The organism is Arthrobacter sp. 10T413_2 (genome assembly GCF_056394205.1).
Window position 1 is genome coordinate 1 of the sequence record NZ_JBFTHK010000017.1, and the last position, 19,328, is coordinate 19,328.

At 68.2% G+C, this 19,328-nt stretch carries 14 protein-coding genes; 6 read left to right on the forward strand and 8 right to left on the reverse strand.

Going from position 1 to position 19,328, the window contains the following annotated elements; all coding sequences use genetic code 11:
• The first annotated feature begins 492 nt into the window (after positions 1 to 492).
• The 4 genes from AC1DBQ_RS04920 (at position 493) to AC1DBQ_RS04935 (ending at position 6,101) form a co-directional block, all read left to right on the forward strand.
• A complete protein-coding gene (locus tag AC1DBQ_RS04920) occupies positions 493 to 780 on the forward strand; it encodes an HU family DNA-binding protein (RefSeq protein WP_476927438.1) in 288 nt (95 codons plus the stop codon).
• Positions 781 to 929: 149 nt separating this feature from the next.
• Positions 930 to 3,098, forward strand: coding sequence for a bifunctional copper resistance protein CopD/cytochrome c oxidase assembly protein (locus AC1DBQ_RS04925; protein ID WP_476927439.1), 2,169 nt, complete (start codon positions 930 to 932; stop codon positions 3,096 to 3,098).
• Entirely contained in the window at positions 3,098 to 5,059 is a 1,962-nt protein-coding gene (locus tag AC1DBQ_RS04930; protein WP_476927440.1) for an NHL domain-containing thioredoxin family protein, read from the forward strand. The genes AC1DBQ_RS04925 and AC1DBQ_RS04930 overlap by 1 nt, the downstream gene beginning before the upstream one ends.
• Positions 5,060 to 5,273: 214 nt before the next feature.
• Positions 5,274 to 6,101: a DUF559 domain-containing protein gene (locus AC1DBQ_RS04935; protein ID WP_476927441.1), complete on the forward strand. Its 828-nt coding sequence runs from the start codon at positions 5,274 to 5,276 to the stop codon at positions 6,099 to 6,101.
• Positions 6,102 to 6,238: 137 nt separating this feature from the next.
• On the opposite strand, the gene AC1DBQ_RS04940 is transcribed toward AC1DBQ_RS04935, so the two are convergent.
• The 4 genes from AC1DBQ_RS04940 to AC1DBQ_RS04955 form a co-directional block, all read right to left on the reverse strand.
• The gene (locus AC1DBQ_RS04940) at positions 6,239 to 7,231 is read right to left on the reverse strand and encodes a hypothetical protein (protein ID WP_476927442.1); all 993 of its coding nucleotides are present in this window, start codon (positions 7,229 to 7,231) and stop codon (positions 6,239 to 6,241) included.
• A 123-nt stretch (positions 7,232 to 7,354) separates the two neighbouring features.
• A complete protein-coding gene (locus tag AC1DBQ_RS04945) occupies positions 7,355 to 9,106 on the reverse strand; it encodes a helicase HerA-like domain-containing protein (protein ID WP_476927443.1) in 1,752 nt (583 codons plus the stop codon).
• Positions 9,107 to 9,155: 49 nt separating this feature from the next.
• The gene (locus AC1DBQ_RS04950) at positions 9,156 to 9,857 is read right to left on the reverse strand and encodes a type 1 glutamine amidotransferase domain-containing protein (protein WP_476927444.1); all 702 of its coding nucleotides are present in this window, start codon (positions 9,855 to 9,857) and stop codon (positions 9,156 to 9,158) included.
• A 47-nt stretch (positions 9,858 to 9,904) separates the two neighbouring features.
• Complete coding sequence (locus AC1DBQ_RS04955) at positions 9,905 to 10,774, reverse strand: aldo/keto reductase (protein WP_476927445.1); 870 nt, start codon at positions 10,772 to 10,774, stop codon at positions 9,905 to 9,907.
• A 159-nt stretch (positions 10,775 to 10,933) separates the two neighbouring features.
• On the opposite strand from AC1DBQ_RS04955, the gene AC1DBQ_RS04960 reads away from it, so the two are divergent.
• Complete coding sequence (locus AC1DBQ_RS04960) at positions 10,934 to 11,734, forward strand: glycoside hydrolase family 25 domain-containing protein (protein ID WP_476927446.1); 801 nt, start codon at positions 10,934 to 10,936, stop codon at positions 11,732 to 11,734.
• Between the two features lie 134 nt (positions 11,735 to 11,868).
• A complete protein-coding gene (locus tag AC1DBQ_RS04965) occupies positions 11,869 to 12,858 on the forward strand; it encodes an LLM class flavin-dependent oxidoreductase (protein ID WP_476927447.1) in 990 nt (329 codons plus the stop codon).
• Here the strand turns inward: AC1DBQ_RS04965 and galT are convergent.
• The 4 genes from galT to AC1DBQ_RS04985 all read right to left on the reverse strand — a co-directional run bounded on the left by galT (position 12,855) and on the right by AC1DBQ_RS04985 (position 19,327).
• Entirely contained in the window at positions 12,855 to 13,964 is a 1,110-nt protein-coding gene (gene galT / locus AC1DBQ_RS04970) for a galactose-1-phosphate uridylyltransferase (protein ID WP_476927448.1), read from the reverse strand. The two genes, AC1DBQ_RS04965 and galT, sit on opposite strands and share 4 nt — an antisense overlap.
• Position 13,965: 1 nt before the next feature.
• Positions 13,966 to 16,281: an alpha-galactosidase gene (locus AC1DBQ_RS04975; RefSeq protein WP_476927472.1), complete on the reverse strand. Its 2,316-nt coding sequence runs from the start codon at positions 16,279 to 16,281 to the stop codon at positions 13,966 to 13,968.
• Positions 16,282 to 16,387: 106 nt separating this feature from the next.
• Positions 16,388 to 17,185 (reverse strand): DeoR/GlpR family DNA-binding transcription regulator, encoded by a 798-nt coding sequence (locus AC1DBQ_RS04980; RefSeq protein ID WP_476927449.1) that lies wholly within the window; start codon positions 17,183 to 17,185, stop codon positions 16,388 to 16,390.
• A 9-nt stretch (positions 17,186 to 17,194) separates the two neighbouring features.
• On the reverse strand, positions 17,195 to 19,327 hold the full coding sequence (locus AC1DBQ_RS04985; protein ID WP_476927450.1) for a beta-galactosidase: 2,133 nt from the start codon (positions 19,325 to 19,327) through the stop codon (positions 17,195 to 17,197).
• Between the last annotated feature and the right edge of the window lies 1 nt (position 19,328).

Below are 19,328 nucleotides of genomic sequence, written 5' to 3' on the forward strand. Positions count from 1 at the left end.
CCGCCGGAACATCATTACAGGTCGAGGACCCCAACCACCAGGTTGGGGTCCTCCCGCATTTAAACCGCACCCCCGGAAAGTGCTGCCCACACCTTCCCCCAGTACCGGGCACGCCCCCGCGATCGTCCCGCACCACCGACACACCCCCGGGGCGTGCGGCAGCGTCGGGCCGATCACTRCAGGACGTGAGCGAGCGTCAGACACAGGCCCGCAGGCTGCCCGGATACCAGCCTGGCGGTGCCATCATGCGTTGGGAAGTCCGGCAGCACGGACGGCGACGGACCGTGGTGAAAACGGCACTGATGGAGGGGCGTCCGCTCTCGGCGCAATTTGACCGCGATCGGCGTCGAATCCAGTGATTTTCCCCAAAAAACGCCGAAAACACGCGGAATTTGCCACCTMGGCGGCGCCAAGCTGGTAAGTTTTCGAACAGTGGTTTGTACGCATGCCGTGTGCAGGCTCCAGAAATCATGACCGTCCAGGAGGACATAAATGGCTAAGAACCGTAGTGAAGTTGTTGCAGAGGTAGCGGGCAAGGCCGGCACCAGCCAGGCAGCAGTCAACTCCGTGCTCGACGCACTGTTCGAGGTCTTCGAGACCTCTGTCGCCGCGGGCGAGAAGATCACMATCCCGGGCTGGCTCGCAGTCGAGCGTACCGACCGTGCAGCTCGCACCGGCCGCAACCCGCAGACCGGCGAGACCATCCAGATTGCCGCTGGCCACAGCGTCAAGCTKACCGCCGGCTCCAAGCTGAAGGCTGCAGTCGCCAAGAAGAAGTAGTCTTCTTCTCACGCTTGAAAGGAGCGGCAACCCTCGGGTTGCCGCTCCTTCTGCGTCCCAACCCGGTTCGCCAGATTTGCTTAGCCGATTCAGCCGTTCGAGGTCGGGGCCGATTCGCTGAGCCGGGCGGCGTAGCGGACAATGGAAGGGTGCCTTCCGCAGTAAATCCCACTCCCACAACCGCAGCGCCCGTCCCCGGGGACGCGCGCGGCCCCGGCCAAGGTCCCGACGGGATTTCCCGGCCGTGGCTGATTGCCGGCCTTGCCGCGCTGTTCGTGGGCCTGGCCGCGGCACTTATCTTCTCCGGAGCAGCAGCCGCACGCGAAGTCTCTGATCCCGGGGCGCTGGTGCGCTGGGGGCTGCCGGTKAGCAAAGCAATCCACAACGTCGCGGTGGCCACCGTGATCGGCGGGCTGATCTTCGCCGTCGGCATCCTCCCGCGGGACAGGACCGGCTCCCGGTCCAAGCAACGGGACGCCCCGGAGCATCCGGCCTTCACCCGGGCGCTGGGGGTGGCCGCCKCCGCAGGCGCCGTCTGGACGCTCTCCGCGATCGCCGTGCTGGTCCTGGGCTACGCCGACATTGCAGGGCAGGGTATTTCCGGGGATCCGGAATTCACGCGGTCCCTCGTGTACTTCATGACGGATATCGAAACGGGACGCGCCTGGCTGACCGTGGTGATCATCGCCGCCGTCGTTACTACCGTCCTGTTCKGGGTGCGCTCCCGCGGCGGGCTGGCACTCACGCTGATCCTGGCCCTGATCGGGCTGGTCCCGGCCGCCCTGATCGGACACTCGTCGAGCTCCAGCGACCATGAGGGCGCCATCAACTCGCTCGGCCTGCACCTGGTAGGCGTATCTGCCTGGGTTGGCGGCATCATCATGCTGGCGCTCCTCTCCGGCGTGCTGGGCGGCCCAGGTGCCGGCGGCCGCAACAAGGGCGCGTCCGCGGGGACCCCAGACATCACCGAGCCGACCCTCCGCCGGTTCTCCTCCCTCGCAGGCTTTGCTTTCGCCCTGGTCTTTGCCTCCGGCGTGATCAATGCCAGCATCCGCCTCACCACATGGAGCGACCTCTTCGGCTCGGCCTACGGGCAACTGATCCTCGCCAAGACGGCAGCGGTCCTGGTGCTGGGCGGCATTGGGCTCATGCACCGCCGCTGGGTCATCCCGCAGCTGGGCAACCGCGCCATGGGCCGGTCCGCCCGCCGGGTGCTGTGGCAACTCGTGATCGTGGAACTGATCATCATGGGGGCGACCTCTGGGATTGCCGTGGCGCTGGGGCGTTCTGCCCCGCCACAGCCCACCACCTTTGCCCCCGAGGCGTCGCCGGCCTTCCTTCTCTCCGGCTACGAACTACCGCCGGAGCTGACGCCGGAACGGTGGCTTACGGAGTGGCGGCCCGACTGGCTCTGGATCGCCGTCGTGGTCTTTGCCCTCGTCTCGTACTTCCTCGGTGTCCGGAAGATCCTGCAACGGGGCGACTCGTGGCCCTGGTTCCGGACGGTCAACTGGGCGATCGGACTCGTAGTCCTAACGTACGTGACCTCGGGGCCGCCCTCGGTTTACGGCCGCATACTCTTCTCCGCCCACATGGTGGACCACATGGCCCTGACCATGGTGGCCCCTATCTTCCTGGTTCTCGGCGCCCCCATGACGCTGGCGCTMCGGGCGCTGACGCCGCGTCGGGACAGCTCCCGCGGACCGCGTGAGTGGCTGCTGATCATCATTCACTCCAAGTTCTCGCAGCTGGTGACCCACCCGCTGTTCGCGGCAGCCAACTTCGCCGGCTCGATCGTGCTCTTCTATTATTCTGACGCGTTCGGTTACGCGATGCGGGACCACGTGGGCCACGAACTCATGAACCTGCACTTCGCCCTCACCGGCTACATCTTTGTGCTCACCATGATCGGCACCGACCCGCTGCCGCGCCGCGCCCCATACCCMATGCGGCTGCTGCTCCTGTTGGCCACCATGGGCTTCCACGCGTTCTTCGGAGTCGCCATCATGGGCGGTACCGGGCTGCTGGCCGCAGACTACTTCGGCAACCTCGGCCGGCCGTGGGGCCCCTCCGCGCTGCTGGACCAGCAAATGGGYGGTGCCGTGGCCTGGGGCATCGGCGAAGTACCGACGCTTCTGGTGGCGATCGGCGTCGCCATCATGTGGTCCCGCTCCGACGCCCGCGAGTCCAAACGCACCGACCGGGCGGCGGACAGGAATAACGACGCCGATCTCACCGCTTACAACGACATGTTTGCCAAGCTGGCAGAACGCGATGCCAGGCTCGCCGAACGCAATTCAAAGCTGGAAGGACGCTGATGACCGACACCGTACGCACCCACCTCCGAGTCCGGGCCTCCGAACTGGTGGGCCGTAACTGGCTCAACACAGGCGGCAAGTCCCTGGACCTCGAATCCCTGCGCGGCAAGATCGTCCTGCTGGACTTCTGGACGTTCTGCTGCATTAACTGCCTGCACGTCCTGGATGAACTCCGCCCGCTTGAGCAGCAGTACTCCGACGTCCTCGTGACCGTGGGCGTGCATTCGCCCAAGTTCGAGCACGAAGCGGACCCCGTGGCGCTGGCGGCCGCCGTCGAACGCTACGAGATCCGCCACCCGGTCCTTGACGACCCGGAGCTGGAGACCTGGAAGGCCTACACGGCCCGCGCCTGGCCGACCCTCGTGGTCATCGACCCCGAGGGTTACATCGTGGCGCACCTCTCCGGCGAGGGCCACGCCGACGGCCTTGCCGTGCTGATCCCCGAGCTGATCGCCGAGCACGAGGCCAAAGGCACGCTACACCGCGGCGACGGCCCCTACGTGGCGCCGGAGCCGACGTCGGGAACGCTTCGCTTCCCCGGCAAGGCTCTGTACCTCCCTGCCGGCCGCGGCGTCGGAAGCGCCACGGAAGCCGGCTCCTGGCTCGTCACCGACACCGGGCACCACCGCCTCGTGGAGCTCTCCACGGATTTCCAGACCGTCCTGGCAACCTACGGTTCCGGCGAAAAAGGCCACACCGACGGTACGGCCGCCCATGCCCGGTTCAATGAACCGCAGGGCCTCGTGCTGCTGCCCGCGGAGGTCGCCGCGGAGACCGGCTACGACGTCGTGATTGCCGATTCCGTGAACCACCGGCTGCGCGGACTCTCGCTGGCAGACGGAAGAGTCCGGACGCTTGCCGGCAACGGCGTGCAGCGGCTGCTGGAAACCGGGCCGGCCCGCGTCAACGAGGAAGGTGCCGCCTACGGTGCCCGGCTGGAGGCGGACCCGCTGGCGGTGTCCCTGAGCTCCCCGTGGGATGTGGTCTGGTCCGCCAAACTTCAAGCCGTGGCGGTGGCGATGGCCGGCGTGCACCAGATCTTCAGCTTCGAGCCGACGTCCGGCGCCGTCAAGATCATCGCCGGCAACGGCCTCGAGGGACTCCTCGACGGCCCGGCCGCCGAAGCCTGGTTCGCCCAGTCTTCCGGCCTCGCCGAGGACGCCGAAGGCAACATCTGGGTGGCCGACTCCGAGACTTCTGCCCTGCGCAAACTGGTGATTGACGACGCCGGCAGCATCACCGTCGAGTCCGCCGTCGGCAAGGGCCTGTTCGATTTCGGTTTCCGCGACGGCCCCGCCGCAGAGGCACGGCTGCAGCACCCCCTGGGCGTGACGGTGCTTCCTKACGGCTCGGTGGCAATCGCCGACACCTATAACGGCGCCGTCCGCCGCTTCGACCCCGCCACGGGGACGGTCTCCACGCTGKCACGCGGGCTGTCCGAGCCCTCGGACGTCATTGTGGACCACACCCKGGTGGCCGGAGCCGAGCCGTTGCTGGTGGTGGTCGAGGCCAATAAGCACCAGCTGGTCTACGTCCCCATCCCGAAGGAAGCGCAGCAGGTGGACGAGGGCGCGGCACAGACCCACCGGCCCAAGAGCCCCGTCGCGCCCGGGCCGCTTGAGCTGGCCGTCCGCTTCACCGCCCCCACCGGGCAAAAGCTGGATGACCGCTGGGGCGATCCCACCCAGCTGAAGATCTCGTCCACGCCGCCCGAACTGCTGGTCTCCGGCGGCGGGACCTCCGTGGGCCTGCAGCGCACCCTGGAACTGTCCTCTGACGTTCCCGAGGGCGTCCTGCACATCACTGCCCGCGCGGCGGCGTGCGATGGCCCCGAAGACGCCGACGGCGAGATCCCGGACCACGCGGCCTGCCACCTGTACCAGCAGGACTGGGGCATCCCTGTGCTCCTGCAGGCCGACGGCGACACCGAGCTGGTCCTGGACCTGCGCGGAATKGACTGAGCCGGCGAGTCTGAGCCGCAGCTGACAAAAGGCTGCTGTCCGTGACCTGTCGTCATGGACGGCAGCCTTTTGGCTTAGTCCCGGCCGGGCGGCCCCGGATTCCGGGAGTGCTGAATCCTGGACCGCGCAAGAACCTGCTTGGCGTGACACGAGACTATCCACATAGCGTTCCGTGCGGGTGTCGCGGCCCGCGTTCAGGCGGCAACGTAACCCTATGGACGTCGTGAAGGCCCTAACCATCTGCGGGGGAGCCGCCCGCCGGCCGGCCCTCGCCCGCTTGGGCGTCGACGACGCCGCTCTCCGCCGTGCCGTGCGTTCGGGAGCGGCCCGGCAGCCGTGCCGCGGACTTTACGCGCTTCCGACGGCGGTGCCCGACTACGTCGCGTTGTTGCGGCGCAGGCAGTTGCTCACGTGTGTGAGTGCCGCGCCGTTCTACGGGCTCTGGGCGTTGGAACCGACGGGTCCGCGGCATGTGTACCACCGGCGCGGGGAAACGGCAGACGGGGAATCGCGGCACGGTGGACTGCTGTTTGAGCCGCATCCGCACCGGCCGGTTGCAGCCCTGGGTGATGTCCTCATCCATGCGCTGCGCTGCCTGCCGTTCCGGGAGTCCCTGATCATGGTCGAGTGTGCCGTCGGGAGGGGCGACATGACGTTGGATTTCCTACGGCAGCGACTTCCCGGGACGCGCAATGGCAAGGCCCGGGATGTCCTCACGTGGGTTGACCGCGGCGCAGAGTCCCTGCTCGAGACCCTGGCGCGAATGTATTTCCGACAAGCAGGCATCAAGGTGGAGACGCAGGTCTACATTGAAGGCGTCGGGTACGTGGATTTGTTGCTGGAGGGCAGGTTGATCGTGGAGCTCGACGGGCGTCAGCACGGTGAGTGGGCCCAAGTGAAGAAGGACCATCGCCGCAACAACCGCTCCGTCGTCCGGGGCTATGCGGTGCTCCGCTACTACTATGCGGACGTGGTTCACGCACCGGCGGCAATGGTCGCGGAGGTCCTGGCTGTCCTTGCCGGGATGAAGGCGCGCGGATAGGCGTCACGGGCAGCAGGTTTTCGGCCGCCGGCGGAGAAGAAATCCCCGGGTTTCAGGGGAATCCGGGGATTTCGTCTGGTGCAAAGTCTGCCCTGGGTGACGGGGAGGGGCTGCCCGGCGGGCCCGCAACTGCGGTTCTAGTAGTTAAGCTGCGGCGTGATCTTCACGGTGTCGCCGTCGATATCCAGACGGGTCGTGAAGCTGAAATCATGKACGGTGTTGATGTCGGTCACGGCGCCGGTGAACAGATCCACCTGGCGGGCTTTGATCCGGGCCTTGCCGTCCAGGGGTGCCACCACCCAGCGGCCGCCAAACGGCTCGATGCTGACGGTGGGGTAGTCGGTGATGCTCCAGTCAATGGTCCCGTCAAGCACGCGGTTGTTGGTGGCGTGGTAGAACGGGCAGTCGGGTTGCAGCTTCTGCTGTTTGTCGGCCTCGTCKGCACAGGAATCCAGGAACTCCTTGACCTTGCCGCTCACGGCAGCCTTCAGGGAGTCTGTTGCCTCGGTCAGGAGATTCAGCKGAGCCGGGTGCGAGTCTCCGGCGGTCACGGTGGCCCGGGTGGGCGGGGCCAAGAAGTACTGGCCGTTCAGGGCGGCCTCGTACTCGCCAGGGTAGAAGACGGCGAAGGAGTTGCGGCCGTTGGGCATGTTCACCGGTACGCCGTTCAGGGTGGCCTCGCCGGAGTTAACCACGGTCACGTCCAGGACGGGCAGCCCCGCCGGCACGAAGGACCATTTGTGGAAGAACAGCCACTCGGTGCCGGACCGCTCCAGCAGGAACTCGGTCCGCAACTTGCTGCCGTCGATGGTGTAGTCGACGGGCACCATGACCTGGTCCGCGCCGCGCTCTTCAGCATCGCCGACCTTGACGTCGGAGAGGCGTGCGGCTGYGGTCTGCAGGGCGGATCCGTCSAGCATTGCGGGATTGCTTTGCGGCACGGAGGCGTGCAGTAGCCCCAGCGCCTTTTCGCCTTCGCCCTTTTGCAGGGCACTGAGATACTCCCGGACGGGCTGCTKGGGACCGGCAATGGAGTTGTTCACCAGATTGATCGACACGATGGCTCCGGCCACGGCAAGCATCAGTCCCAGCAGCCACCCTGCTGCGATTTTGACCAACGCCTGACTCATTTGCACGATTCTTACGTTACCTGCACGCCGCAGGAAACCCGGTGTCACGGTCCGCGTCTGTGACGCGGAGCATTGCCGCCCGCGGCCCGGACACCGTGGCCCCGGTTCGCCGGCGCCGGGATCCTAGCGGCGGCGGCGTTTCGAGGACGTGCCGAAGACTCCGCGGAGCAGCTCCCGGCCAAGCTGGGTCCCCAGCGAGCGGGCCATGCTCTTGAGGCCTCCGCCCAAAGCCCCCGCAAGGTCATCGCCGATGCCGCCACCGATGCCACCGCCGCCTGTCGGCGGTGCCTGCCGCTCGGGCGCGTCCCCGTATCCGGGCTGCTTCGGCGGTTCCGCGGGGCGGCTGCTGGGCCGACCAAGGATTTCTTCTTCGATCCGGCGGGCCTCGGCGTCGATGGCGTTCGGATCCAGGGCGCCGCCCGGAGCCGCGCCGCCGTCGCCGCCGTGCCCCCTGCCGCGTGAGCCGCCGTGGTGCGCGGCGCCGGCCGCCGGCCCGGTGGGGGCAGCGCCTGTGTAGCCGCCGCCTTCGGCGGTGATTTTCTCGTAGGCGGAGATGTTGTCGACGGCGGTGCCGTATTTGGGTAGGAGGGCGGAGCCGGCCACGGTGCTGGAGATCAGGGCGTCGGTGCTGGGACCCATCACGGATTCCGGGGCGCGCAGCCGGGTGAGTGCCACGGGGGTCGGGGCGCCCTTCTCATTCAAGACCGTGATGACGGCCTCGCCGATGCCGGCCGTGGTGAGGGTCTCTGCGAGGTCGTAGTCGCTGGTCGGGAAGGTGGAGACGGTGGCCTTGAGGGCCTTGGCGTCCTCCGGGGTATAGGCGCGTAGGGCGTGTTGCACCCGGTTTGCCAGCTGGCCCAGGACATCCGCCGGGACATCCTTGGGAGTCTGCGTCACKAAGAAGATGCCGATGCCCTTGGACCGGATGAGCCGGACGGTGGTGGTAATTGCGTCAAGGAAAGCCTTCGAGGCGCCGTTGAACAGCAGGTGGGCCTCATCCAGGAAGAACACGAGCTTGGGCTTGTCGAGATCCCCGGCTTCCGGCAGGTCCTCAAAGAGATCTGCGAGCAGCCACATCAGGAACGTTGAGAAGAGCATGGGCTTGGTCTKCAGCGTGGGAAGCTCCAGGCAGCTTACGACGCCGCGGCCGTCCGGCGCAGTACGCAGCAGTTCGGCGGTGTCGAACTCGGGTTCGCCGAAGAACTTCTCCATGCCCTGCGCCTCGAGCGTGATCAGTTCACGCAGGATCACGCCGGCGGTTGCCTTGGAGAGACCGCCCAGTTCCTCGAGCTCGTCCTTGCMCTCGGCGGAGGTCAGGAACTGGATTACGGCGCGCAGGTCCTTGAGGTCGATCAGCTCGAGGTTGTTCTTGTCCGCGAAGTGGAACACGAGCTGCAGGCTGGATTCCTGGGTCTCGTTCAGGTCCATCACACGGGAKAGCAGGATGGGGCCGAAGGAAGTGACTGTGGCGCGGACCGGTATGCCCTGGCCGTCGCCGCCGAGGGCCAGGAATTCCACCGGGAAAGTCTTGCCGGACCACGGCTGTCCGATGCTCTCGGTGCGGGCCAGGAGCTTGTCGCTGCCGGTGCCAGCGGTGGCCAGCCCGGAAAGGTCACCCTTGATGTCGGCGAKGAATACCGGCACGCCCGCCGTGGAGAGCTGCTCGGCCATCATGTGCAGCGTGACAGTCTTGCCGGTGCCCGTCGCCCCGGCCACGAGGCCGTGCCGGTTCATCATCGCGAGCGGCAGCCGGACGGGGGCGTCCTTGCGGAGTTCGCCGTCGACGATCGCCGCTCCGAGCTCGATCGTCGGGCCCTGCAGGGTGTAGCCCTGGACGATCGTGGCGACTTTGTCTGCAGTGGATTTKATGGCCATGCGGTTAGCTTAGCCGGGTCCGGGGTTTCCGGACCCGGCTAGGGCTGGCCTATTCGGCGAGGGCCTTAAGGACTTCCTTGGCCACGTCCTCACTGGACTGCGGGTTCTGTCCGGTGATGAGGTTTCCGTCCCGCACGACGTGGGACGTCCACGCCGCACCGTTCTCCACGATCGCGCCTTTCTCCTTCAGCACGTCCTCCACGAACCACGGCGTGTTGGGCCCCGTGCCGCCGCCCAGCTCCTCCTCATTGGTGAAGACAGTGAGGCGGCGGCCGGCGAAAGTGAACGAGCCGTCGTCGTCCGTGGCGCTCAGCAGCCCGGCAGGGCCGTGGCAGAAGGGCGCGATGATTTTGGCCGCCGCGTTGGCGCCGGCGAGGATCCTGCCGAGGTCGGCGTCCTGGTAGAGGTCGGCCATGGGGCCGTGGCCCCCCGGCATGACGACGGCGTCGTAGCCGGCGACGTCGACGTCGGCCAGCACCAGCGGCGCGGACAGCTCGGCGTCGATCGAATCCAGGTACGTCCGGAAGCCGTCCGCGCGGTCCTGGCCGCCTGCGGACTCGGCCGCGAGACTGACCTCGTCCACGGTGGGCTTCCGGCCGCCGGGGGTGGCGATGTGCACGGTGTGCCCGGCGTCGAGGAGGGTCTGGTGCGAGACGACGAGTTCCTCGGCCCAGTAGCCCGTGGGGTGTTCGCTGCCGTCGCGCATGGTGAGGGAGTTTGCTGCCGAGACGACCATCAGGATGTTAGCCATGGTGTTGTTCCTGTTCTGCCGGCAGGGCCGGCGGGTAGTGGAGGGGTTTAGCGGGCCGCGTGGAGTTCGGCGTAGGTGGCATCGTCAAGCACGAGGCCGGCCGCGGCGAGGTTCTCTTCGAGATGCTGAAGGGAACCGGTGCCCGGGATGGGCATCATGACGGGGGAGCGGCGCAGCAGCCACGCCAGGGCCACCTGGGAGGTGGTGGCGCCGAGCCGTTTGGCGGCCTCGTCCAGCGGTCCGCCCGGCCGGGCGAGCTCCCCGGCGGAAATCGGCGCCCACGGAATGAAGCCGATGCCGTTCGCCTCCGCGTAGCCGAGGACATCCTCGGAGCTGCGGTCGGTGAGGTTGTAGCGGTTCTGCACCGTGGAAACGGTGAAGTACTTCCCGGCTTCCTCCAGCTCCTCCACGCTGACCTGGGACAGGCCGAGGGCTTTGACTTTGCCTTCCTTCTGCAGATCGCGCAGCACCGTGAACTGCTCCTCGCGGTCCACCTTGGGGTCGATCCGGTGCAGCTGCAGGAGGTCCAGGGAGTCCACCTTGAGCTTGCGCAGGCTCAGTTCCGTCTGCTGGCGCAGGTATTCGGGCCGGCCGACCGGTATCCAGGCGTTGGGCCCGGTGCGGGCGAATCCGACCTTGGTGGCGATCGTGAGGCCGTCCCGGTAGGGGTGCAGCGCCTCGGCGAGGATTTCCTCGCTGATGTTGGGGCCGTAGGAATCGGCGGTGTCAATGAAGTCGACGCCGAGCTCCACGGCGCGGCGCACGACGGCGATCGCGGCAGCACGGTCTGCCGGCTCGCCCCAGACGCCGTCACCAACAATGCGCATGGCGCCGAAGCCCAGCCGGTGGACAGTTCCCAGGTCCTTCAGGTCGATCGTGGCGGATAGTTCCGGATGCTGTGGATTGTCATGGCTCATAGGGTAGGGAACATCCTCAGTCTGCTGACTATTCCATCGGGCTATTCCTTCGGGCTCGCCGGCCGGGCGCTGAGGGGCCGGCAGGAGGGCCGCATTGGCGGGCATTGCGACCCGTGCCGAATTACACCACCGATTAGAAATTTTGCCTTAGACTGTGGCATGCCCAACTCGCTCCCTCGCATCGTACTGGCCTTTGTAGTGACGCTCGGCCTTGTCCTCCTGGGTGGAGGACCGGCCTCGGCCGCCACCGCCAGCTCCCCGGGACCGGGCATCGACGTCTCCTGGCCGCAATGCGGCACCACTTTGCCAAAACAGCCCGCCTTCGCGATCGTTGGCGTCAACCACGGCCTGGCGAACAACACGAACCCGTGCCTGGCGAGCCAGCTGGCCTGGGCGAAGACGGCAAAGGCCCCTGCGACGACGGCGCAGCCGAGGGTGGCGCTGTACGTTAATACCGCCAACCCCGGCCGGCAGGGGTCCTGGTGGCCGACGTCGAACACGTACAACGGTGTGAAGGTCACCAACCCCTACGGCAGCTGCGCCGCGGGGACGTTCAAAGCCTGCTCCTACATGTACGGGTGGGCGAAAGCGTCGGACGACGCCAAACGCCGCGGTGTCAGCAACCCGCAGTCCTACCTCTGGTGGCTGGATGTGGAAGCGGAAAACACCTGGCAGACCGACAAAGCGGCCAACGTGGCTGTCCTGGAGGGCATGACTGCGTATTTCAAGAGGATCGGCGCCCGCGTGGGCCTCTACTCGACCGGCTACCAGTGGGGACAGATCGCCGGAACCGTGAAGTCGACCAGCCCGCTGGCAGGATTGCCCAGCTGGCTTGCAGGCGCGGGATCAGCCGCCAAGGCGAAGGCGAACTGCACCCTTCCCGGGTTGACCCCAGGCAGCCGCGTCTCGATGACGCAGTACATMTCCGGAGGCCTTGACTACAACTATTCGTGCGGCTGATCCGACCGCTGAAATATCCGGGGCGCCGCCGTCGTTGACCCCAGTGTGCCCGCGCCGGAAACCCGGCGCCGCCCGGACCGTGGCTCCCAACCCTGGTCCGAACACTGCTCCGCTACGAAAGGCCGGCTTTTTCCGTGACTGTTCCGCTTTCCATCCTTGACCTCRCAACCATCGGCCCGGGCCAGACGGCGGCCGAGAGCTTCGCCGGAAGCGTGGCGATGGCACAGCTCGCCGAGGACCGGGGCTACCGGCGGATCTGGTACGCCGAGCACCACAACATGTCCTCGATCGCGTCCTCCGCCACGAGCGTGCTGATCGCGCACGTTGCGGCCCATACCTCCAGCATCCGGCTCGGCGCCGGCGGCGTGATGCTGCCCAACCACTCGCCGCTGACCATCGCGGAACAGTTCGGCACGCTCGAAACCCTGCACCCGGGMAGGATCGACCTCGGGCTGGGCCGGGCGCCCGGCAGCGACCAGAACACCCTGCGGGCCCTGCGCCRCGACCCGATGTCGGCAGACAGCTTCCCGCAGGACGTCCTGGAACTCCAGGGCTACCTGACCGGCCCCACCCGCATMCCGGGCGTCGAGGCCACCCCGGGCAAGGGCACCAACGTGCCGCTGTACATCCTGGGCTCCTCCTTGTTCGGGGCCAGGCTGGCCGCGCAGCTGGGCCTGCCGTACGCCTTCGCCTCGCACTTCGCGCCTGCCGCGCTGCAGGACGCGGTGGCGACCTACCGCCGCGAATTCCGGCCCTCCGCGCAGCTGGACACCCCGCACGTGATCGCCGGCGTAAACGTCATCGCCGCGGACTCGGCCGCCGAAGCCCAGGCGATGTTCCAGGCGACCAAGCGGGCCAGGGTTTCCCTGTTCTTCGRCAACGGGCGTGTGTTCAGCGACGACGAGGCGGACATGATCCTGGACTCGCCGCAGGGCCAGCACATGGCGCAGATGATGAAGTACTCCGCTGTCGGCACCCCTGATGCCGTCCTCGCCTACCTCGAGGAGTTCACGGACCACGCCGACGCCGACGAACTGATCGTGGCGCATCAGAGCACCGKGACCGAAGCCCGGCTGCGTTCCGTGGAACTGCTGGCCGACGCTGCCCGGCTCGTGCGGGCCTAACGGCCGGACTTTTCTATGGCCTCGCGGAGCCGGGCGGCGGCCGTTTCCGGCKGGATGTCCGCGATGAACGCGCCCATCGCCGCCTCCGAACCCGCCAGGTACTTGAGCTTGGTTTCCTCCCGGCGCGGGGAKGTCAGCTGCAGCATGAGCCGGATGTCGTCCCGGTGGGCGTGGACGGGGGCCTGGTGCCAGGCCGAAATATACGGGGTGGGGGTGTCGTACAGGGCGTCGACGCCGCGTAGGATCCGGCCGTAGAGCCGGGAGAACTCATCGCGTTCCTCGTCCGTGGTGGCGGCGAGGTCCGGGACGTGCCGGTGCGGGAGCATGTGCACCTCCAGCGGCCAACGCGCGGCAAACGGAACGAACGCCGTCCAGTGGTCGCCCTGGAGCAGCACCCGCTCGGATTTCTGTTCGAAGCTGAGGATGTCCTCGAACAGCGGGCCGCCGTAGTTCTCGATCGTGCGGATCAGCTGGGCCGTGCGGGGTGTGATGTACGGGTAGGCGTAGATCTGCCCGTGCGGGTGGTGCAGCGTCACCCCGATCGCCTCCCCGCGGTTCTCGAACGGAAAAACCTGTTCGACGCCGGGCAGCGCCGACAGCGCCGCCGTCCGGTCCGCCCACGCCTCCACCACCGTGCGCATCCGGGACAAGGGCAGTCCTGCGAGGGAACCGGTGTGTTCGGGGGAGAAGCACACCACTTCGCACCGGCCCACGGACGGCCGGCTGCGGCCCAGCCCCACCCGGGCGAGGTCCGCCAGACCCTCCGGTGCGGCGGCGCCGGCCAGCTCGGGTCCGAAGGACGGGGACTTGTTTTCGAAGACGGCGACGTCGTAAAGGCTCGGAATTTCCGAGGGGTTCTCCGGCGACGCCGGGGCCAGCGGGTCCAGGTGCGAGGGCGGCAGCACCACACGGTTCTGCCGGGCGGCCGCGATTGAAATCCACTCGCCGGTCAGGACGTCCTGGCGCATGGTGGCCGTGGGCGGCCGGACGGCCGGCTCGCGGAGGTCCTCCCCCCGCTCCGGCGGCAGGACGGTGTCGGCGTCATCGAAGTAGATGATGTCCCGGCCGTCGGAGAGCTTGTAGGCGCGTTTCGTAATCCGGCCCATGCTAAGAGTCCCTCACGGGGTGGCCGCCGGTCGCGGCGGGTTCGCCGGATGGTTCGGGGGCTGGTTCGGCAGCGGTGGCGCGGCGGACGGACAGGAGCAGCCCGTGCTCGGGGTTCAGGACAGGCATTGGCAGGCCGGACTCCGCCAGGAAGCGGCCGGTCGCCTCGACGCCGCCCCCGAGCCACCCCGGCGGCACCGCCTGCAGGAACGCCCGGCCGTCGTCGGCCGCCGGGTAGACCGCTTCCACCCGGTACCCGGCGTCCGGCAGCAGCCCCGGCAGGCAGACCCGCCCGGGGACTTCGGCGAACGACGTCGCCACGGACACCAGCGCGTAGAGGGCCTCGACGCCGTCATGGGACACGACGCCGTGGAGCCGGAKGGACGGATCGGGTTCGTCGGCCCGCACCATGCGCCCGCTGTGCAGCAGGGGACGGTACTTCTTGAACAGTGCGATGGCCGTGGCAAGCTCGGTGCGCTCGGAATCGGCGAGGTGCCGGACGTCCCATTCGAGGCCGAAGTGGCCGAACATGGCCGTGATGGCCCGGAAGGAGAGGTCGTGCGTCCGGGCGGTGGTGTGGCTCGTGGTGGGCCCGATATKCGATCCGACGAGCTCCGGCGGCACCACTATGCCGGTCCACCGCTGGATTGTCTGCCGTTCCAGGGCATCGTTGCAGTCCGAGCCCCAGATCCGGTCGGTGCGTTCGAGGATGCCGAGATCTACGCGGGCGCCGCCGGAGGAGCAGCTTTCGATCTCGACGCCGGGGTGGGCTTTGCGGAGTTCGTCGAGGAGGCGGTATACGGCCTGTGTCTGGGCATGCACCGAGGGGCGGCCGGCATGGCCCATTTCGGCCAGGTCCCGGTTCTGGTCCCATTTGAGGTAGCTGATCCGGTATTCGCTCAACAGGGCATCGAGCCGGTCGAAGATGTATTGCCAGGCCTCCGGATTGACGAGGTCCAGCACCTGCTGGTGCCGCCAGCGCTCCGGAAGCCGGCCGGCCGGGCCGCTGCCGGGAGCGGCCGGGCTGCCCCCGGCGGCCTGGTTCCCCCCGGCGGCCTGGTTCCCCCCRGCGGCCTGGTTCCCCCYGGCGGCCTGGTTCCCCCCGGCGCTCCGGGGTGCCGGTCCGGCGATCCAGTCCGGGTGGGCCCGGGCCAGGTCCGAGTCCTCGTTGATCATTTCGGGTTCGACCCAGAGCCCGAATTCCATGCCGTGGCCGGTGACCGCGTCGATCAGCGGGCTCAGGCCCTCGGGCCAGAGGTCCTCGTCKACGTACCAGTCGCCGAGGCCGGCCGTGTCGTTGCGCCGGCCGCGGAACCAGCCGTCGTCGAGGACGTAGCGTTCCACGCCCAGCCGCGCGGCGGATTCGGCGAGGTCGAGCAACGCGGGCATCCGGTGGTCGAAATACACCGCTTCCCAGACGTTGAGCACCACGGGCCGGGTTTTGCCGGACCGCACGCCGGGGTGGTGCGGGCGCCCGCGGAACCAGGCGTAGAAGGCATCGCTGATGCCGTCCAGCCCGGCGGCGGAGTACGCTGCGAACAACCACGGGGTCTCGTAGCTGGCGTTTGCCGCCAGGGTGATCTCGCCCCCGCCGAGCAGTTCCGAGGCGCCGATAACGGTCCGGCCGTCCGCTGAGGCATCAACGAAACTCTCGTGGTTGCCGCTCCAGCCCAGATGCACGGCCCAGACCTGCCCGTGGCGGTTGCCGAAGCCGGCGGTCCCGGCGGCCAGCAGGAGCGAGGCATCATGTCCCGTCCKGCCGTGCCGGCCCGAGCGGACCCACGTTCCTTGGCGCAGCGGCAGGCGCTGGGGGTGGGACTCCCGGCACCAGCGGCCGGTCAGGTCCAGGATCTCGGTGGCGGCGCGGCCCAGCGGCAGCACGGCTGCGAGTTCGTCGAGGCTGTAGGGATCCCCGCCGTCGTTGTGGAGCCGGTGCCGGAGCTGAAGCAGGCCGCCGTCGTTGATCTTCACCTCCGTGCKGACGGTGACGCCCGCATCCGGGTCTGCCTGGGTGATGACGGCGGAGCACCCGTCCCCTTGCGCCCGTTCGACGGCGACAACCCGCAGGCAGGCCGAGAACGCCTGGCCGTTCCGGTGGCCGCGGAGGGCTGGACGTCCCCGCCAGCCGGAGGACGCCTGCGGGATGAGCCCCAGCGTAACCGGGATGTCGAGGGCGGAGTGCGGCACGGCGTCGCCGAGCAGTGACAGGTCCGGGAGGGCCGGGCCGAGGTCGGCGCCAAAGTGGAGCATGGCGGGCTCGCCCGTGCTGAAGTCGATGAGCAGGGACGTTCCGGAACGGCGCAGGTAGAGCGGCTCCACGTGCGGGACGCCCAGGGGGGAACGGGTCTCGGGGGCAAGAGTCAGGTCCGGATTGTTCACGGTAGCTCCAGGCGTAGTGGTTTGGGGGTGGGCGGGGCCGTGCCGGTCAGCCTGAGGCGGCGCTCTGGGCCATCGTTGTCGGGGCCAGGCGGAGCCGGCCGACGCGCTCGCCGAGGATCCGCCGGGCCTCACTGCCCAGGAGGTCGTCGCTGATGAGTTCGTCAGCGTCTTCGAGGGCGGCGATGGTGCTGATGCCCAGGGTGCCCCACTTGGTGTGGTCGGCCAGTACCACCACCCGGCGGGCCGCGGCGACGAAGGCACGGTCCGTTTCGGCTTCCAGCACGTTCGGAGTGGTGAATCCGGCGTCGGCATCCACGCCGTGGACGCCGAGGAACAGTACGTCCAGGTGCAGCTGTTTGAGCGAGGAGGTGGCCAGCGGCCCGACGAGGGCATCGGAGGGGGTGCGCTCGCCGCCGGTGAGGATCACGGTGGACGGGGAGGAACTTTGGTGGAAGACGTCCGCGATCCGCACCGAGTTGGTGACCACCGTGATCCGGGGCCCGGCGGACAGCAGTTGGGCCAGCGCCCAGGTGGTGGTGCCGGCACTGAGCCCCACCGCCATGCCCTCGCGCACCTGGGCGGCTGCCTCCTGCGCAATCGCCATCTTTTCGTCCTTGAGCTGGGTCACCTTCAGCTCGAAGCCCGGCTCGTGGGTGCTGGCCCCGCCCGGCAGCTTCGCGCCGCCGTGGATCTTCTCCACCGCGCCCGCCGCGTCGAGGGCCTCGATGTCCCGCCGCACGGTCATCAGGGAGACGCCGAGCATCTTGGCGAGGTCCGCGACACGGACGATCCGTTCACGCTGGACCTCTGCGAGGATKGCGGAATGGCGGGCTGCGGCTAACATGTGGAGTCCTTACGGKCGTGAGTGGATTGACTGGATTGACTGGCTGGCGGACGTGCCGACCAGGTGGGCGGCCCGTKAACGGACGACGGCGACACTTCCGGCGGCGAGGCCGAGCCCGCCGTCGAGCTCGGTGCCGGTGAGCACGTCAACGCCCTCCAGCGGAAGCCGGACGTCGTGCGCCCCGTGGTTGATGCAGAACGTCCAGTCGGTCCCGTCCTTGCTGCGCCGGGCAACTTCGACGTCGGCCGGCAGGTCCGGAACGAGCGGCTGCACCCCGGCATCGGCGCAGACGACGGTGAGCAGTTCGCCCAGGCCCTCCGGCGCGAGCGTGGTGGCGACATAGTAGGCGCGGCCGCTTCCGGCGCGGTTGCGGGTCACGGCCGGCGAACCTGCGGCCGGTCCCTCGTCCACGGCAGCGAGGACCTCGGCTGTGGTGGCCCGTCCCAGTTCGTTCCAACAGCTGCCTGCGCCGAAGCCGCTGAGCCGGACGCTTTCCCCGGCGCGCAGCGGGAAGAACTCCTCCATGTGAACGCCGAGCAGGCCGCTGAACGCGCCCGGGTAGCCGCCAAGCCTGATGTGGTCATTTTCGTCCACGATACCGGAGAAATACGTCACCACGAGGTGGCCGCCGGCGCGCACGTACGCGTCCAGGTTCGCCGCCCCGGCATCGCTGATGAGGTACTGCATCGGCGCCACGATGAGCCGGTAGCCGGAGAGGTCGTCGGTGCTTTGGCGGAAGTCGGTGGGGATGCCGGCCCGGTAGAAGGCATCGTGCCAGCGCCGGGTTTCGGCGATGTTGGAGGCGTCCACGCTTGGATGCGAGTCCAGCTCCGAGGCCCAGCGGGCGTCGGTGTCGTGGAGGATGGCGACGTCCATCCGGCCGGATGCTCCCGTGACCGTCGAGCCGCTGACTTCGGCCAGGCTGCGCAGCGTCTGGCCGAGTTGGACCACTTCGCGCCAGATCTTGGTGTCCGTGCCGGCGTGCGGCAGCAGCCCGGAGTGGAACTTCTCGGCTCCGGCACGCGAGGCCCGCCATTGGAAGAAGAGCGCGCCGTCGGCGCCACGGGCAACGTGCTGCAGGGAGTTGCGCAGCATCTCGCCGGGGGCTTTGGCGATGTTGCGGGGCTGCCAGTTGACGGCCGACGTCGAATGCTCCATGAGCAGCCACGGCTTGCCTTTGGCCCAGCCGCGGGTGAGGTCCGCAGTGGCCGCCAGCTCCTGGAAGTTCCGCAGATCTTCGGCGATGAGATAGTGGTCGTTGGAGACCACATCCATCTCCTCGGACCAGCGCCAGTAGTCCACCGGCTGGTGCAGGCCCATGTTGAAGCCCATGAAGTTGGTGGTCACGGGATGGTCCGAGTGCGAGCGGATGATCGCTGCCTCGGCTTTGTAGCATTCGAGCAGTTMGTCKGAGKAGTAGCGGGCGAAGTCCAKCTGCTGGGTCGGGTTGACCCAGGTCCCGGAGGTCCGCGGCGGCAGGATCTCGTCCCAKGCCGAATAGCGCTGGGACCAGAACGCGGTGCCCCACGCGGCGTTGAGCGCGTCGAGGCTGCCGTAGCGGTGTTCGAGCCAGCGCCGGAAACCGGCGGCGGCGCCGTCGGAGAAGTCCGGCTGGTTGTGGCAGCCGTATTCGTTATGGACATGCCACATGACCACGGCGGGATGGTCCTTGTAGCGGAAGGCGATCTGCTCGGTCAGCGCCGMGGCGGCCCGGCGGTATTCGGGGCTTGAGGCGGCGAAGGCCTGCCGGGAACCGTAACTGTGCCGCACGCCGTCGGCCGTTACCGGCAGCGACTGGGGGTACTTGTGGCTGAACCAGGGCGGCGGGGACGCCGTGGCGTTCGCCAGGTCCACGCGGATCCCGTTGGCGTGCAGCAGGTCCAGGACCCGGTCCAGCCAACCGAACTCGTAGACGCCCTCGGACGGTTCCAAGAGGGACCAGCTGAAAATGCCGACGCTGACCAGGTTGACGCCGGCCTCGCGCATCAGCCGGACGTCCTCGTCCCATGTCTCCTCGGGCCACTGCTCCGGGTTGTAGTCGCCGCCGAAGGCCAGCATCGGGGAACCCTCGGAGCCGAGGCGGGCGGTGATGTAGTCCATAGCTGAGTTATTGGGGTCGGTGTCGTTGACGGTGTTGTCCACT

Coding starts and splice junctions, on each gene's coding strand:
- AC1DBQ_RS04935 (WP_476927441.1), top strand. CDS start 5,274: ATGGACGTCGTGAAGGCCCTAACCATCTGCGGGGGAGCCGCCCGCCGG.
- AC1DBQ_RS04950 (WP_476927444.1), bottom strand. CDS start 9,857: ATGGCTAACATCCTGATGGTCGTCTCGGCAGCAAACTCCCTCACCATG.
- AC1DBQ_RS04955 (WP_476927445.1), bottom strand. CDS start 10,774: ATGAGCCATGACAATCCACAGCATCCGGAACTATCCGCCACGATCGAC.